Raw genomic sequence first — 14,562 nt, 5'->3', positions numbered from 1 at the left:
CCATCATTGTCCGTCACCAAGTTTTGTCAGTCATCAGGAGAGGAATAGGTATTGAAATTGAAAAAGTTTATTATGTCTCTAACGGTAGTGTTGTTAATTGTTAGTCTGAACATGTCAAAAACGGGGGCGCAAACGATGAACCCACTCGACGGTGTGAAGAACTATCAAGTGTATTATGGTCACCCGACCGAAACGATCATCAAAGATATGCAAAACTATGATCTCGTCATCATCGAGCCGCTTCATTATACAAAAGCTCAAGTTGAACAGATCAAGTCACGCGGTACGAAAGTACTCGGTTATATTAGTGTCATGGAAGTCGCGACGTGGAACACCGGTCTCATGTCAAAACTTCAGTCAGGTGATTTCTTCACGCGTAACGGACAACGTGTCCACTACCCGGAATGGGATTCTTACTTGACGAACATCGCTTCACCGCACTTCCAAGGGCTCTTGCTCACGGAAATCCAAAACCAAGTCATCGCTAAAGGGATCGATGGCGTGTTCATGGATACGGTCGGCGATATCGACAACGAACATTTGAACAACCCGACCGTGCTCAAGCAGCAACGTGACGGTCTCGTCAACTTCTTGAAAGAAGCGCGTGCCCGTTACGGCAGCATCGCTATGGTCCAAAACTGGGGCTTTGACACACTCGAAACGTCGACAGCACCTTACGTCGATGGCATCATGTGGGAGAGCTTCAACGCTGACACGATCAAAAGCGACGCCTGGTCACAAAACATGATCAAAAAACTTCAAGCAGTCGACACGAAACATTCGGTCAAAACGCTCACGATCTCGACGCGTCAAAGTGCGGAAAGCCACAAACTTGCCGCTGACTCGAAGTTTATCCACTTCCACGAAGCAGACGCTTACGTGAACTGGAACGCAGGTCTTGTGACACGGACGAAAGACACTGCACCAACTCCGGCACCTGTCGTAGTAGCACCGACGACAGAGACGTCAACAGCAACAAAACCGGAAGCGACGAAGCCAGCGACGGAAACGTCGACTGCGCCAAAACCGGAAGCGACGAAGCCAGCGACGGAAACGTCGACTGCGCCAAAACCGGAAGCGACGAAGCCAGTAACGGAAACGTCGACTGCGCCAAAACCGGAAGCGACGAAGCCAGCGACGGAAACGTCGACTGCGCCAAAACCGGAAGCGACGAAGCCAGCGACAGAAACGTCGACTGCGCCAAAACCGGAAGCGACGAAGCCAGTAACGGAAACGTCGACTGCGCCAAAACCGACGACAGCGCCGACGAAGCCTGCTCCATCGACGAGCACGACAACGAAACCAGTCGAGCAAAAAGATTCGAAGCAAGCTGAGCCAAAGCAGAAAACAAAAAAAGAACTGAAAAAAGAGAAAAAGAAAGCGAAGAAGCACGCGAAAAAACATGCTGCTAAGCATGCCAAGTTCGTAAAGCACGAAAAAGCTAAAGGCAACATGTGTGCAAAAGTAAAGCACAAGACAGCCGGCTTTTTGAACTTCTTCAAATTCTAATCTAGAAGGCAGATCAACCCCAAGGTGTCAAACTGGCCCTTGGGGTTTCGTCTGACCTCTTCAAAAACGGAAGTTGACCCTACCTTTCTAAGAGAAGTTGGGGTACAATGCTCGAGAGAGATTTAGAGAGGAGTGAAGCAAAATGGGAAAAGTACACGTTTATGATCACCCATTGATTCAGCACAAGATGACGATTATGCGCAAAGTAGAGACGGGGACGAAGCAGTTCCGTGAACTCGTAGAAGAGGTTTCTTCACTCATGGCATATGAAATTACACGCGACCTTCCGCTTACTGATGTGGAGATTGAGACACCGGTCTCGGTATCGACACAAAAGATGATTGCCGGCAAGAAATTGGGAATCGTCCCAATTTTACGGGCAGGCCTCGGCATGGTGGATGGCTTCCTCAAAATGATGCCGAACGTCAAAGTCGGTCACATCGGTCTTTACCGTGACCCGGAGACGCTCGAGCCGCACGAATACTATCTCAAGTTGCCGACAGATATTACCGAGCGTGACTTCATCGTCGTCGACCCGATGCTTGCGACCGGCGGATCTGCAGCTGATGCCATCGCAGCCCTCAAAAAACACGGCGCGAAGTCGATCAAACTCGCTTGTCTCTGCGCAGCACCAGAAGGCGTCGAACGCGTTCAAGCCGAGCACCCAGACGTTGAAATCTATCTCGCCGCACTCGACGAGAAGTTGAACGAACATGGCTACATCGTGCCAGGACTCGGTGATGCAGGTGACCGTTTGTTCGGAACAAAATAAGCAAGACGGAAGGAGGTTCCAGTCGGATCCTCCTTTTTTGTGCGCTCAATCTGTCAAAACCGATCCAAAATAGTTGAGAAAATCGAAGCAACAGCCGATAGTGAAGACAGAAGTGAATGTCATCTGTTGAAATGAGGAAGAGAACGACCATGAGGCCTAAACTGTCACTTTTGCAAGCCTACCTGTTGATTGCGTTATTAGCGCTGTTTTTGACGAGTCTATGGAGCTACAGCGCTTTCCAAAATATCGAGCGGCAGAACGAGCGTATCGTCGAAGAGGCGATCCCGATCGCGAACGCGGCGTCTGAACTGTTCGCGCTCCTGCTCGATCAAGAGTTATCGGTCCGTGGCTATACATATAATCAAGATATGTTGTCGCTCCGACAATATAATGAGACGAAGTATGCTCTTGCTGAGACGATTCAAGTCATCCACGAGCTTGACCACCGCCATCCGATTATGCAGGAAATCATTCAAGGAGAGGCGCTTCCGCTCATTAATGAGATGGAGATATTTTATGAGTCACAGCTTGACCTCGTCGGTGCGGGTAAAATTGTGGAAGCGAATTCGCGGCGCTATAGCGGGATCGATTACATCAATCAATTCCGAGACGTTGACGCCGACATCCGGGAAGACATCGACAAGATCATTCAAGAGGCGTCACAGCGAAGTGTCAGTGCCTCAAATTCGGCTACGTGGGTGATTGTCATCGTCGTCGCGATCGCCATCCTCTTGTTGCTCGCATTCGTGCACACGTTTCGGCTCGAGCGCAGCAAGCAGGCGCTGATTTATCGGTCGCTTCATGACGCCTTGACCGGCGTTTGGAATCGTCGTGCCTTCGATGAAAAGCTCGAGCGGCTTTGGGATGAGGCGGAAGAATCAGGTACGGACGTCGCGCTCCTCCTGCTCGATATCGATGCGTTCAAACTGTATAACGATACGTACGGTCATTTGGCGGGAGACGCCTGTCTCGAACGGGTCGCAAAAGCCGTGGATAAAGCGGTCGGGGAAAATGGGATGGTCGCCCGCTATGGCGGCGAGGAGTTCGCGGTGTTACTTCGGCCACACCATGCCCGTCAGTCAAAAGAAGTCGCGGAGCGGATTCGCCAAGCGGTTCTTAAGCTGAACATTCTGCACGAAGCGTATCAGCCGCTTCGTAAAGTGAGCGTCAGCATCGGCGTCGCAGAACACATCCCGGGACTGGACGTCGAGAAGTCTGATTTGATCGAGGCGGCTGACCGAGCGCTCTATCAGGCGAAGCAAAGCGGGCGCAACCGCGTTTCGATGGGGAAAGCGATGTAGGCCGTTCGATTCGAGGCGTCGAAAACGACGGAAGTGATCACCAAACGGACAGACAAAATCCCGCCCTTTTCGAGGGGCGGGATTTCTGTCTTTATTCTTCGATTAAACCTTCAGAGACGAGGAAATCACGAGCCACTTTCTCAGGACGTTGTTTTTCGACGTCGGCGAGGTAGTTCAACTCTTGCATGGTTTCATCCGTGATTTTTCCACTGAGTAAGTTCAATACGGTGGCGAGCTCAGGATGTTCTGTGAGCGTTTCTTCACTGACGATTGGTACGGCGTAGTAAGGCGGGAAAAACTTTTTATCGTCTTCAAGGACGACAAGTTCAAATCGCTTTAATAAACCGTCAGTCGAGAAGCTGTCGATGGCGTCACTCTCATCGTTCATAAGTGCCGTATAACGAAGTCCGCCATCAACGGGCTTCACGTCTTGGAAATTAAACGGATAAGCTTCTTTTAACCCGAGATAGCCGTCTTCCCGGTTCGAGAATTCGATCGTGGGACCGAAGATGAGCTCGTCACTCACTGCGGCGAGATCAGACACGGTAGTTAGATTATACTTGTCTACAGCTTCTTGTTTGACGGCGATAGCATACGTATTGTTGAAGCCGATTGGGTCGAGCGTACGAATGTCAAAACGTTCCTGGACCTGCGACTGGACTTTTTCGTAGACGACTTCTGGATCGTTCTCGACTTCTTGTTTTAAGACATCGACGTAGAGCGTGCCCGTGTACTCGATATACGTGTCAATCTCGCCGGTACGAAGCGCATTAAACGCAACTTGTGTGCCACCGAGATTGAGTTGACGTTTCACTTCGAGGTCGGTTTTGTCTTCGATTAAATCGGCGACCATATTGCCGAGAATTAGCTGTTCAGTATAGTTTTTCGAGCCGACGACAATCGTATCGTCTTCACGGGTGAAGGCGAAGATCGAAACGGCGAGAAGCACGATGAACGTTGTCGCAATTATGATGAGCGGTTTGTTCACGTTCTTTGCGGAACGATGCTTTTTTTTCTTCACGCGGCCGTCTGCAAGAACGATTCCGTTCGGGGCGACTTTATACTCAATACGACTGACGATGAAGTCGATCAAGAGCGCAAGTAGGCCGGCCGGAATCGCACCTGCTAGAATCTGGTTGTTGTCGACTGTCTGGATGCCTGCAAAGACAAGATACCCTAGACCGCCGGCTCCGACGAATGCCGAGATTGTCATGAGACCGACGGCTGTAACCGCTGAAATCCGAATCCCAGCCATGATGATCGGGAGTGCGAGCGGAAGTTGAATCTTGCTTAGGATTTGACGGTCAGTGAGACCGATTCCTTTAGCGGACTCGAGCGTGTCACCTGGAATACTCGACAAACCCGTGTACGTGTTCTTCACAATCGGGAGAAGTGAGTACAAGACGACCATGATGATGGCCGGGGTAGACCCGATCCCGATAAACGGAATGAGAAAACCGAGCAGGGCGAGACTCGGTACAGCCTGGACGACACTCGTCAGACCGAGAACCGGTTTAGCGAATCGCGGCATCCGTAAAATTAGAATACCGAGCGGTACGCCAATGATTACCGCAAGCGAGACGGCGAAGACGGTCAGTTGTAAGTGCTCAAAGAGCAATGTACCGATTTGGTCGGTGTTGCTCGCAAAGTAATTTAAAAATGATTGGATTGTATTCATAGCGTTTCCTCCTCTTGCATGAATTGCTCACTGAGGACGGAAAGCAAACTGCTGCGTGTGATGAGTCCATTTAGCGTCGCCCCGGTGACGACCGGAAGATAGCCTTGATCACTCGTGTTCATAACATCTAAAATGTCGAGCAATGAATCTTCGCTTGAGACGAAAGCATAGTTCACGTTCATGACTTCCTCGAGTCGTTTTGTCTTATCTTGGATCCCGTGGACGTCTTTCAATTTAATGAGACCTTGTAGAACCTGCTCCCGGTCTGTGATAAGCAAACTGTCGACTTTGCGTGAGCGCATGATTTCAATCGCCTGCAAGACAGTGCGTTTCCCGCTGATTGAGACTGGGTCGGTGATCATGATGTCTTTCGCTTTGATGAATTCAGGGCTGTTCCAAATCCGGTTTTTGCCAATGAATGATTCGACGTACGCATCTTTTGGATTACGAAGAATCTGTTCCGGTGTATCGAACTGGACGATTTCCCCGTCGCGCATGATACAAATACGATCAGCTAATTTGATCGCCTCATCCATATCGTGGGTGACGAACACAATCGTTTTCTTGACTTCCTCTTGCAGGTTGAACAGCTCTTCTTGGAGATCGCTACGTGTTACGGGGTCGAGGGCACTGAACGGCTCGTCCATCAAGATGACCTTGGGATCGTTCATGAGGGCGCGGACGAAACCGATGCGTTGTTGCTGACCACCGCTCAATTCACTCGGATAGCGATCGATGAACTGCTCGGGTTCGAGGCCGACCATTCGAAGCAGTTGCTCGGTTCGAGCGTCCATATCCTGTTCAGCTTGTCCTTCGAGGCTGGCAATCAGCTGGATATTCTCACGAATCGTCATATGCGGGAATAGGCCCGTCTGTTGAATGACGTAGCCCATTTGGCGTCGTAGTTGAATCGGATCCATTTTCCGTGTGTCTTGACCGTCGACGATAATGGTTCCTTCCGTCGGCTCGACCAAGCGGTTAATCATTTTAAGCGACGTCGTTTTACCACAGCCGGAGGGGCCGATAAAGACGACGAGCTCTCCTTTGTTAATGGTGAGATTCATTTCCTTCAACACTGTTGTGTTTTTGAAGGACTTCATCACGTTTTTAAACTCAATCATGCATTCACCCTTTTCAATAATTATTTTTACATAACCTTATTTCCCCATTGTTGAAAGATTTTAAACGTTATTTCCAGAGAAAGTGTTTAACATTTTGTGAAACAGGGGAATATCCCTTGCGATTTAAACGGTGTTAAGAGCCAATCATAACACTTATAATGCGGGCGTCGGTTTATAAGTCGCGAAATTGATACATTTATTGATGGCACTTATATCTTGAACGTAGCCATTCCAACTGGTGCTAGCGTTGGGTTTTCAGCCGATGCGTGCTTGGGAATGGCGATGTGAGATTCATCACTGCAAAATTGTCGGAATCGCTCGACACGGCAAAAAGATAATCGGTATACTGATACAGGATAATGAAAACGATTTCAATACGAAATCAGCGTCCGTTTTAAAACCTTTTGTGAACGTGGGGCGGTTTACGTTGTATTTTCCAATACGCGGATGTATAACTGAACTATTCCTCATCTGATTCGGTTTGTGAAATATTATAAAGTTAACATTTTTATTTCACTGTTTTTTCACACTTATTTAAAATTTAGTGATTTTAATTTAGTTTGTGAAGTGCGTAAAAGCCTTGATATGACTCGGTTTAAAGCGCTTTTATAATTGTGAAATCAATTGACTTCTTATGCTATTTCCAGTACTCTGAACTTGTGTGACTTTTGATAGTCATGCGAGTGTAAATCGAAGAAGATGAAGTGCTGGCTGCCAGTTAGAAAGGGGGACTAGGATGACGAAAAAAGACAATCGTTACCTATCCTACGCCACGCTCGCCTCACAAATCTCGACCGCGCTCGCCGGACCGATCGTCATCGGTTATCTCGTCGGCCAATATGGAGCGAGACGTGAATTTTGGGGCACGTTTGGTTGGAATGTGTCGGTGTTTCTCGGAATGTTTATCGGGATCACCGCGCTCGTACTCACCCTTCGGAGTTTAATGACAGGAGAGGACGAATGAAGCTAGAACAAACGGAACTACAACAAGTGCAAGCAGACAGAAAAGCACAGCAAGAGTTGATGAAACGCTATACGAAGTGGTTTGTCGGATGGTTCGCCATTCTCCTCGTCGGAGCGCTCATCGTCCCTGTGTACAAACCGGTATTTCTCGGCTTGTTCCTGGGTGGGGTCGCCAGTCTGATCATTCTACATATGCAGAATCGCAGCGTCATTCGGATGTTTGACGTGATCGAACATGGGCGACGCCCGAAATCGCACGGGACTGTTTCAAGAATGGCAGTCGGTGCGTTAGCCGTGATAGTCGGTCTCTTCTATGAGGATCGAGTATCGCTGATTGCAGTGGTAACTGGTCTAATCGCCGGCCACATCATACAATTTGGCGAGTTCACACTTGCCCAGCTCAGCAGGAAAAGAGGTGAATACTAATGGGTCATGAGTTTCCCACATATTCTCTACAACTTGGAGACTATACGTTATATGGGAGCTGGACGAACGTCATTACGGTGCTAATCGCATCACTGCTCGTCTTTGCGTTCGCCGTTTGGGGAACACGACGCTTGGCCATGAAGCCGACAGGTAAGCAGAACTTGATGGAATTCTTCGCGGAATTCGTACGCGGGATTATCTCGAGTGCGATGGATTGGAAGACAGGAGGCCGCTTTATCGGGTTTGGGATGACGTTGATTTTGTTCATTCTGATTTCGAACTTGATGGGTCTGCCGTTCAACGTCATTTCCGGTCACTATCTATGGTTCAACTCACCGACGGCCGATCCTTACGTCACATTGGCATTGTCGACACTCGTCGTTGCAATGTCACACTATTACGGCGTGAAGCTACACGGTTTCAAGCACTATTCGGCGGAATTCGTGAAGCCGGTCTGGTTCTTATTGCCGATCAAGCTCATCGAGGAGTTCGCGAACACCTTGACGCTCGGTCTGCGTCTTTACGGTAACATCTTTGCCGGTGAAATCATGATTACCATCATCTTGGGACTCGCAATTACCGCACAAGGGGCACTTAACCCGCTTGGTGCTGTGTTCGCAATCCTGCCGATGATTTTATGGCAAGGTTTCTCAATCTTTATCGGGGTTATCCAATCCTACATTTTCCTGACGCTTGCAATGGTGTACATCGGGCATAAAGCTTCAGCCGAGCATTGATTCGGATAAGTTGGCCTCGCCAAAGCGTTGAACAAAAAAACTATTTACTTAACTTTTAGGAGGAACATACACAATGGAACAAATGAATCTTCTCGCAACAGCAATCGTTATCGGTCTCGGAGCACTCGCGGCTGGTATCGGTAACGGTCTCATCGTATACGGAACAGTACAAGGACAAGCACGTCAGCCAGAACTTAAAAACGAACTTCGTCAAACGATGTTCATCGGTATCGGTTTGGTTGAGGCCCTCCCGATCATCGGTGTGGCTGTCGGTTTCCTTCTCCTCAACTCTTGATTACGAGTTAACGAGAACAACAAACGGGGGAGCAAGTCTCCCTCACTTATTTAGTCAAGAGGAGGGTATGCATGGATACGATGATGATTGCAGCTGGTGCTGGTGGCGAAGGCCTCCGCATCCTGGATATGATCTTTACACTTTTCACATTCCTCGTACTCTTGGCCCTGTTGAAGAAATTTGCTTGGGGACCACTCCTTGGAATGATGAGACAGCGTGAAGAGTATGTAGCGAACGAAATCGAGCTTGCTGAAAAGAGCCGCAAAGACGCGGAGACATATGTCGTCGAACAACGTGACGCTTTAAGCGCCGCACGTACAGAATCAAAAGAGATGCTTGACTCAAGCCGTCGTCAAGCAGAAGCCGAACAAGCACGCTTGGTGGAGCAGGCGCGTTTGGAAGCCGAACAAATCAAGATCGAGGCTGGAAAAGCGATCGAGCGTGAGCGCGAGCTCGCGAAACAGTCGCTTCAAACCGAAGTCGTCACACAGGCGCTCTCGGCAGCACGCCACGTCCTTCAGTCAGACCTTAAAGGCGACGAAGTGAAACAACGTGCCCTCGTCACAGACTTCCTGTCTAAAGCGAAAGGCGCTAACTGATGAACATATCGTTAGCAAAACGCTATGCCAAAGCGCTCTTCGACTTAGCGCGGGAGCAAGGCACGCTCGACCAAGTCGAAGCGGAAGTGCGTCTGCTCGATGAAGTGCTCCACGCGACGCCTGAACTGGTGGATCTCTTAACGAATCCAGCAGTCAGCGACAGCGAGCTTGCACAGCTTTTAACACACAGCTTTGGTGATATGACAGAAATCGTGCTTAACACACTTCTCGTCATGGTCGAGAACGACCGTGCGAGCGAAGTTCGCGCGCTGCCGCGTTACGTCTTAGATTACATCAACGACTTCCGCGGCATCGCTGAAGGGTTCGTCATTAGTGCTTACCCGTTGTCGGCAGCAGAGCTGAAAGAAGTTGAACTCGTCTTCGGTCAGAAGATGAACAAGACGCTTCAATTGAAGAACGTCGTCGATGAACAGGTTATCGGTGGACTTCGCGTCCAGATCGGTTACACGACGTATGATGACACAATCGAAACTAAACTAACACGCCTTGAGCGTGAATTGTTGAATGCGTAAGAAATAGGGGTGAATTCAATGACGATCAAAGCTGAAGAAATCAGCGCCCTGCTAAAAGAGCGAATCGCTTCGTACGGTTCTGAAATCGAAGTTAGTGAGACAGGTACAGTCATTCAAGTAGGTGACGGTATCGCTCGTGCATTCGGACTCGATAACGTTATGGCAGGAGAACTCGTAGAGTTCTCAAACGGCATAATGGGCTTGGCGCAAAACTTAGAAGAAGGCAACGTCGGGATTATCATCCTCGGCGACTACAAAGGCATCAAAGAAGGCGACTCGGTTAAACGTACGGGCCGCATCATGGAAGTACCAGTCGGTGATGCGCTCCTCGGACGCGTCGTCAACCCGCTCGGACAACCGATCGACGGTCTTGGACCAATCGTGACGGACACATACAACCCGATCGAACGTAAAGCTTACGGCGTTATGGCCCGTAAGTCAGTTCACGAACCGCTCCAAACTGGGATCAAGGCGATTGACGCCCTCGTACCAATCGGTCGCGGTCAGCGTGAGCTCATCATCGGTGACCGTCAAACTGGTAAGACATCGGTCGCAATCGATGCGATCATCAACCAAAAAGAAGAAAACATGGTTTGTATCTACGTCGCAATCGGTCAGAAAGAATCAACTGTCCGTGGCGTAGTTGAGACGCTCCGTAAAAATGGTGCCCTCGATTACACAATCATCGTTTCGGCTTCGGCTTCACAGCCAGCCCCACTTCTTTACCTCGCGCCGTTTGCAGGGGTATCGATGGGTGAGTACTTCATGGACCGCGGACGACACGTCCTCGTCGTGTATGATGATCTCTCGAAACAAGCGGCAGCTTATCGTGAGCTCTCGCTGCTTCTCCGTCGTCCTCCAGGCCGCGAAGCCTACCCAGGTGACGTCTTCTACCTCCACTCACGCCTTCTTGAGCGTGCGGCGAAGTTGAACGACGAACTCGGTGGCGGCTCACTGACAGCTCTTCCGTTCATCGAGACACAAGCGTCGGATATCTCGGCTTACATCCCGACGAACGTTATCTCGATCACAGACGGTCAAATCTTCCTTCAGTCGGACCTCTTCTTCTCAGGGGTACGTCCCGCGATCAACGCCGGTCTCTCGGTATCGCGTGTAGGTGGTGCGGCTCAAGTGAAAGCGATGAAGAAAGTTGCCGGTACGCTCCGTCTTGACCTCGCGTCATACCGTGAGCTCGAGGCGTTCGCCCAGTTCGGGTCAGACCTCGACAAAGCGACACAAGCGAAGTTGAACCGTGGACAACGGACGGTTGAAGTCTTGAAGCAAGAATTGAACGCACCGCTCTCGGTCGACAAGCAAGTGTTCATCATCTACGCCCTCACGAAAGGTCATCTCGATGACGTCCCAGTCGAAGACATCCGTCGTTTCGAAAAAGACATGAACGCATGGCTCGACCAAAACCGTGCGGACCTCTGCCGTGAAATCCGTCAAACAGGAAACCTTCCTGCTGACGAGGCGATGGTCGATGCAATTGCGGAATTCAAAAAGACGTTCTCGCCATCGGTTTAATCCGGTGACGAGCGTCTATTAAGGTGGTGAATCGAAATGGCATCATTACGTGAGATCCAGATGCGGATCACCTCGACCCAAAGCACGAAGCAAATCACGAAAGCGATGAACATGGTGTCGGCCTCGAAATTGAACCGCGCTCAAGGGAGCAACGCCAACTTCAAGCCGTACATGACCAAGTTGCAAGAAGTCATCTCGTCGATTGCCGGCGGTACTTCAGGCGCAACACACCCGATGCTTCAAGTCCGTCCTGTCAAACGGACCGGCTACATCGTCATCACGTCGGACCGCGGACTTGCTGGTGGATACAACGCCAGCGTCCTTCGCGACGTGTACCGCGAGTTGAAAGCCAAACACGATTCGACAGACGAGTACCGTCTGTACGTGATCGGGAAGGTCGGCGTTCAGTTCTTCAAGACACGTAACATTCCGGTGTACAGTGCGATGACAGGACTTAACGACCAGCCAACATTCATTGAAGTCGCGGAGATCGTCAAACAGACGGTCGGCGCGTTCAGTGAAGGCGAGATCGATGAATTGAAGCTCTGCTTCAACTCGTTCATCTCTGTCATCAGCCAAGAAGTGAAGATGGATCGACTGCTTCCGCTTGGGAATATCGAACAGACCGCATCTAATGTGATGTATGAATACGAACCAGAAGAAGAAACGATCTTAGCAGCGCTCCTCCCGCGTTACGCGGAAGGGCTCATCTACGGCGCGCTTCTCGATGCGAAAGTATCGGAGCACGCGGCTCGGATGACGGCGATGGCGAACGCGACAGACAATGCGGATGATCTCATCCGCGGACTCAAGCTCAAGTTCAACCGCGCGCGCCAAGCGGCGATCACACAAGAAATCACAGAGATTGTCGGAGGTGCGGCTGCGCTTGAATAAGCGCACGCCCTCTAGATTGTAGGAGGCTAACACGATGAACGAATACGGCATGAAAGGCCGCGTAGTCGCAGTCATGGGCCCAGTTATCGACGTTAAGTTCGAGGACCACTTACCGAACATCTACAACGCCCTCAAAGTCACGTACGTGGCAGAGACGGCGCAAGATGTCAGTGTCGACTTGACGCTCGAGGTGGCGATTCACCTTGGGGATGACACGGTCCGTACGATTGCGATGGACTCAACGGACGGCGTTCGCCGCGGCATGGAAGTACTTGACTTAGGTTCACCGATTTCAGTACCAGTCGGAGAAGAGACGCTCGGTCGTGTCTTCAACGTACTTGGTAACCCAATCGACGATAAAGAATTTTCAACGACTGCACGTCGGGCACCGATTCACCGTCTCGCACCTACGTTCGATGAATTGTCGACAAATGTTGAGATCTTGGAAACAGGGATCAAAGTCGTCGACCTTCTCGCACCGTACATCAAAGGTGGTAAAATCGGCCTCTTCGGTGGTGCCGGTGTAGGTAAGACCGTCCTCATCCAGGAACTCATCAACAACATCGCGCAAGAGCACAGCGGGATTTCTGTATTCGCAGGAGTCGGTGAGCGTACGCGTGAAGGAAATGACTTGTTCCACGAGATGACGGAATCAGGCGTTATCAAGCAGACGGCGATGGTATTCGGTCAGATGAACGAGCCGCCGGGCGCACGTCTACGCGTTGCCTTGACGGGTCTCACGATGGCAGAATACTTCCGCGATGAGCAAGGACAAGACGTTCTTCTCTTCGTCGATAACATCTTCCGTTTCACACAGGCAGGTTCTGAAGTATCGGCCCTTCTCGGTCGGATGCCATCTGCCGTAGGTTACCAGCCGACACTCGCGACGGAAATGGGTATGCTTCAAGAGCGGATCACGTCGACAGCTAAAGGATCGGTCACATCGATCCAAGCGGTTTACGTACCAGCCGATGACTATACTGACCCGGCTCCAGCGACAACGTTCGCCCACCTTGATGCAACGACCAACCTTGAGCGTCGTCTCTCGGAGATGGGGATCTACCCAGCCGTTGACCCGCTCGCATCGACTTCACGTGCTCTCTCGCCTGACATCGTCGGACCTGAGCACTATGAAATCGCGCGTAACGTCCAGCAGACGCTTCAGCGTTACAAAGAGCTTCAAGATATCATCGCGATCCTCGGTATGGACGAGTTGTCTGAAGACGATAAGCTCACGGTTCACCGTGCCCGTCGGATTCAGTTCTTCTTGTCACAAAACTTCCACGTGGCTGAGCAGTTCACTGGCCAACAAGGTTCGTACGTACCAGTTAAAGAGACAGTCCGTGGCTTCAAAGAGATCCTCGATGGTAAACACGATGATCTTCCAGAAGACGCATTCCGTCTCGTTGGTCCAATCGAAGACGTCATCGAAAAAGCGAAGACGTTGGTCTAAGACCTACACGGAAGGGGGAAACTAGACGATGAATACTCTTCACGTCAACGTCGTCACCCCGGATGGTGCAGCCTACGAGGGCGAGGCACGAATGGTCGTCGCCAAATCGGTGACAGGTGAACTCGGTATCTTGCCGAAACACATCCCGATGGTGACGCCACTCGACGTCTCGGTCCTTAAACTGCGCCACGAAGATGGTGGACGCACGCTGATCGCACTCAGCGGCGGTTTCATGGAAGTTCGTCCCGATATGGTGACGATCTTAGCTGAAACGGCCGAAATGGCGGATAAGATTGACTACGACCGCGCCTCTGCGGCGAAATTCCGCGCCGAACGTCGCCTTCAAGATTCGAAGATTTCGGATACTGAATTCCGACGTGCGGAGCTGGCGCTCAAGAAAGCTGTCAACCGCTTGAGCATTCGCGATATTAAAGAATGATGAGCATCCTCTCTCACGTTTAAGTGAGGGCACTGAAAAACTTCAAATAATTTTGAGCAGAGGAGCGTCATCCCGGATGGGATGGCGCTCCTCTGCTTTCATTGCCCTTCAAGCCGCCCTGTCCGGCACGCCGCTTTCCTGGGGGCGGTCAGCGAGCCGCATCGCGACGATGTCGCTGCTGGGTCTCGCCTTGCCCGCTGTTCCCCCGGGAGTCGGCGTGCCCTCGGGGCGACGCTGTACGTCCTTGCCGTTTCGGACTAAACTGGCTATAACTACACATCCTGGAGGCGATCCCGATGATGCCAGACCTGCCGA

Annotated in this window: 15 protein-coding genes; 13 read left to right on the top strand and 2 right to left on the bottom strand. The window is 50.8% G+C overall.

Annotated features, from left to right (window positions below; translation table 11 throughout):
- The first annotated feature begins 135 nt into the window (after positions 1-135).
- The 3 genes from EVJ28_RS07985 (at position 136) to EVJ28_RS07975 (ending at position 3,582) form a co-directional block, all read left to right on the top strand.
- Positions 136-1,509, top strand: coding sequence for a glycoside hydrolase family 191 protein (locus EVJ28_RS07985; RefSeq protein ID WP_161566969.1), 1,374 nt, complete (start codon positions 136-138; stop codon positions 1,507-1,509).
- A gap of 142 nt (positions 1,510-1,651) precedes the next feature.
- A complete protein-coding gene (gene upp / locus EVJ28_RS07980) occupies positions 1,652-2,281 on the top strand; it encodes a uracil phosphoribosyltransferase (protein WP_035386536.1) in 630 nt (209 codons plus the stop codon).
- Positions 2,282-2,430: 149 nt separating this feature from the next.
- Positions 2,431-3,582 (top strand): GGDEF domain-containing protein, encoded by a 1,152-nt coding sequence (locus EVJ28_RS07975; protein ID WP_236634090.1) that lies wholly within the window; start codon positions 2,431-2,433, stop codon positions 3,580-3,582.
- A gap of 91 nt (positions 3,583-3,673) precedes the next feature.
- Here the strand turns inward: EVJ28_RS07975 and EVJ28_RS07970 are convergent, their stop codons facing one another.
- Both EVJ28_RS07970 and EVJ28_RS07965 read right to left on the bottom strand, forming a co-directional pair.
- Entirely contained in the window at positions 3,674-5,260 is a 1,587-nt protein-coding gene (locus EVJ28_RS07970) for an ABC transporter permease/substrate-binding protein (protein WP_131457710.1), read from the bottom strand.
- Positions 5,257-6,360: an ABC transporter ATP-binding protein gene (locus EVJ28_RS07965; RefSeq protein WP_442899283.1), complete on the bottom strand. Its 1,104-nt coding sequence runs from the start codon at positions 6,358-6,360 to the stop codon at positions 5,257-5,259. Before EVJ28_RS07965 ends, EVJ28_RS07970 begins: the two co-directional genes overlap by 4 nt.
- 757 nt (positions 6,361-7,117) lie before the next feature.
- Here EVJ28_RS07965 and EVJ28_RS07960 point away from each other — a divergent pair.
- The 10 genes from EVJ28_RS07960 (at position 7,118) to EVJ28_RS07915 (ending at position 14,247) form a co-directional block, all read left to right on the top strand.
- Positions 7,118-7,345: a hypothetical protein gene (locus EVJ28_RS07960; protein ID WP_131457708.1), complete on the top strand. Its 228-nt coding sequence runs from the start codon at positions 7,118-7,120 to the stop codon at positions 7,343-7,345.
- A complete protein-coding gene (locus EVJ28_RS07955; protein WP_070328179.1) occupies positions 7,342-7,770 on the top strand; it encodes an ATP synthase subunit I in 429 nt (142 codons plus the stop codon). The genes EVJ28_RS07960 and EVJ28_RS07955 overlap by 4 nt, the downstream gene beginning before the upstream one ends.
- Positions 7,770-8,507 carry a F0F1 ATP synthase subunit A gene (gene atpB, locus EVJ28_RS07950; RefSeq protein ID WP_016510243.1) on the top strand — a complete coding sequence of 246 codons (738 nt, stop codon included), beginning with the start codon at positions 7,770-7,772 and terminating at the stop codon, positions 8,505-8,507. Before EVJ28_RS07955 ends, atpB begins: the two co-directional genes overlap by 1 nt.
- 82 nt (positions 8,508-8,589) lie before the next feature.
- On the top strand, positions 8,590-8,802 hold the full coding sequence (gene atpE / locus EVJ28_RS07945; RefSeq protein ID WP_035386543.1) for a F0F1 ATP synthase subunit C: 213 nt from the start codon (positions 8,590-8,592) through the stop codon (positions 8,800-8,802).
- 71 nt (positions 8,803-8,873) lie between these two features.
- Positions 8,874-9,401: a F0F1 ATP synthase subunit B gene (gene atpF, locus EVJ28_RS07940; RefSeq protein ID WP_021066136.1), complete on the top strand. Its 528-nt coding sequence runs from the start codon at positions 8,874-8,876 to the stop codon at positions 9,399-9,401.
- Positions 9,401-9,934, top strand: a complete 534-nt coding sequence (locus tag EVJ28_RS07935) for a F0F1 ATP synthase subunit delta (RefSeq protein WP_131469476.1) — start codon at positions 9,401-9,403, stop codon at positions 9,932-9,934. The genes atpF and EVJ28_RS07935 overlap by 1 nt, the downstream gene beginning before the upstream one ends.
- Positions 9,935-9,952: 18 nt before the next feature.
- A complete protein-coding gene (gene atpA / locus EVJ28_RS07930) occupies positions 9,953-11,461 on the top strand; it encodes a F0F1 ATP synthase subunit alpha (protein ID WP_131457706.1) in 1,509 nt (502 codons plus the stop codon).
- A 36-nt stretch (positions 11,462-11,497) separates the two neighbouring features.
- On the top strand, positions 11,498-12,355 hold the full coding sequence (atpG, locus tag EVJ28_RS07925; RefSeq protein WP_131457705.1) for an ATP synthase F1 subunit gamma: 858 nt from the start codon (positions 11,498-11,500) through the stop codon (positions 12,353-12,355).
- Between the two features lie 34 nt (positions 12,356-12,389).
- The gene (gene atpD, locus EVJ28_RS07920; protein ID WP_131488619.1) at positions 12,390-13,808 is read left to right on the top strand and encodes a F0F1 ATP synthase subunit beta; all 1,419 of its coding nucleotides are present in this window, start codon (positions 12,390-12,392) and stop codon (positions 13,806-13,808) included.
- A 28-nt stretch (positions 13,809-13,836) separates the two neighbouring features.
- Entirely contained in the window at positions 13,837-14,247 is a 411-nt protein-coding gene (locus tag EVJ28_RS07915) for a F0F1 ATP synthase subunit epsilon (protein WP_016510237.1), read from the top strand.
- Positions 14,248-14,562: the final 315 nt, after the last annotated feature.

Source organism: Exiguobacterium sp. SH3S3, assembly GCF_004337115.1.
Lineage (GTDB): Bacteria > Bacillota > Bacilli > Exiguobacteriales > Exiguobacteriaceae > Exiguobacterium > Exiguobacterium aurantiacum_A.
This window is presented reverse-complemented; position numbering and strand designations above follow the sequence as displayed.

Bases quoted from the DNA above. Each gene is read 5' to 3' on its own strand.
- EVJ28_RS07985 (WP_161566969.1), top strand. From the start codon at position 136: ATGAACCCACTCGACGGTGTGAAGAACTATCAAGTGTATTATGGTCAC.
- upp (WP_035386536.1), top strand. From the start codon at position 1,652: ATGGGAAAAGTACACGTTTATGATCACCCATTGATTCAGCACAAGATG.
- EVJ28_RS07975 (WP_236634090.1), top strand. From the start codon at position 2,431: ATGAGGCCTAAACTGTCACTTTTGCAAGCCTACCTGTTGATTGCGTTA.
- EVJ28_RS07970 (WP_131457710.1), bottom strand. From the start codon at position 5,260: ATGAATACAATCCAATCATTTTTAAATTACTTTGCGAGCAACACCGAC.
- EVJ28_RS07965 (WP_442899283.1), bottom strand. From the start codon at position 6,360: ATGAAGTCCTTCAAAAACACAACAGTGTTGAAGGAAATGAATCTCACC.
- EVJ28_RS07960 (WP_131457708.1), top strand. From the start codon at position 7,118: ATGACGAAAAAAGACAATCGTTACCTATCCTACGCCACGCTCGCCTCA.
- EVJ28_RS07955 (WP_070328179.1), top strand. From the start codon at position 7,342: ATGAAGCTAGAACAAACGGAACTACAACAAGTGCAAGCAGACAGAAAA.
- atpB (WP_016510243.1), top strand. From the start codon at position 7,770: ATGGGTCATGAGTTTCCCACATATTCTCTACAACTTGGAGACTATACG.
- atpE (WP_035386543.1), top strand. From the start codon at position 8,590: ATGAATCTTCTCGCAACAGCAATCGTTATCGGTCTCGGAGCACTCGCG.
- atpF (WP_021066136.1), top strand. From the start codon at position 8,874: ATGGATACGATGATGATTGCAGCTGGTGCTGGTGGCGAAGGCCTCCGC.
- EVJ28_RS07935 (WP_131469476.1), top strand. From the start codon at position 9,401: ATGAACATATCGTTAGCAAAACGCTATGCCAAAGCGCTCTTCGACTTA.
- atpA (WP_131457706.1), top strand. From the start codon at position 9,953: ATGACGATCAAAGCTGAAGAAATCAGCGCCCTGCTAAAAGAGCGAATC.
- atpG (WP_131457705.1), top strand. From the start codon at position 11,498: ATGGCATCATTACGTGAGATCCAGATGCGGATCACCTCGACCCAAAGC.
- atpD (WP_131488619.1), top strand. From the start codon at position 12,390: ATGAACGAATACGGCATGAAAGGCCGCGTAGTCGCAGTCATGGGCCCA.
- EVJ28_RS07915 (WP_016510237.1), top strand. From the start codon at position 13,837: ATGAATACTCTTCACGTCAACGTCGTCACCCCGGATGGTGCAGCCTAC.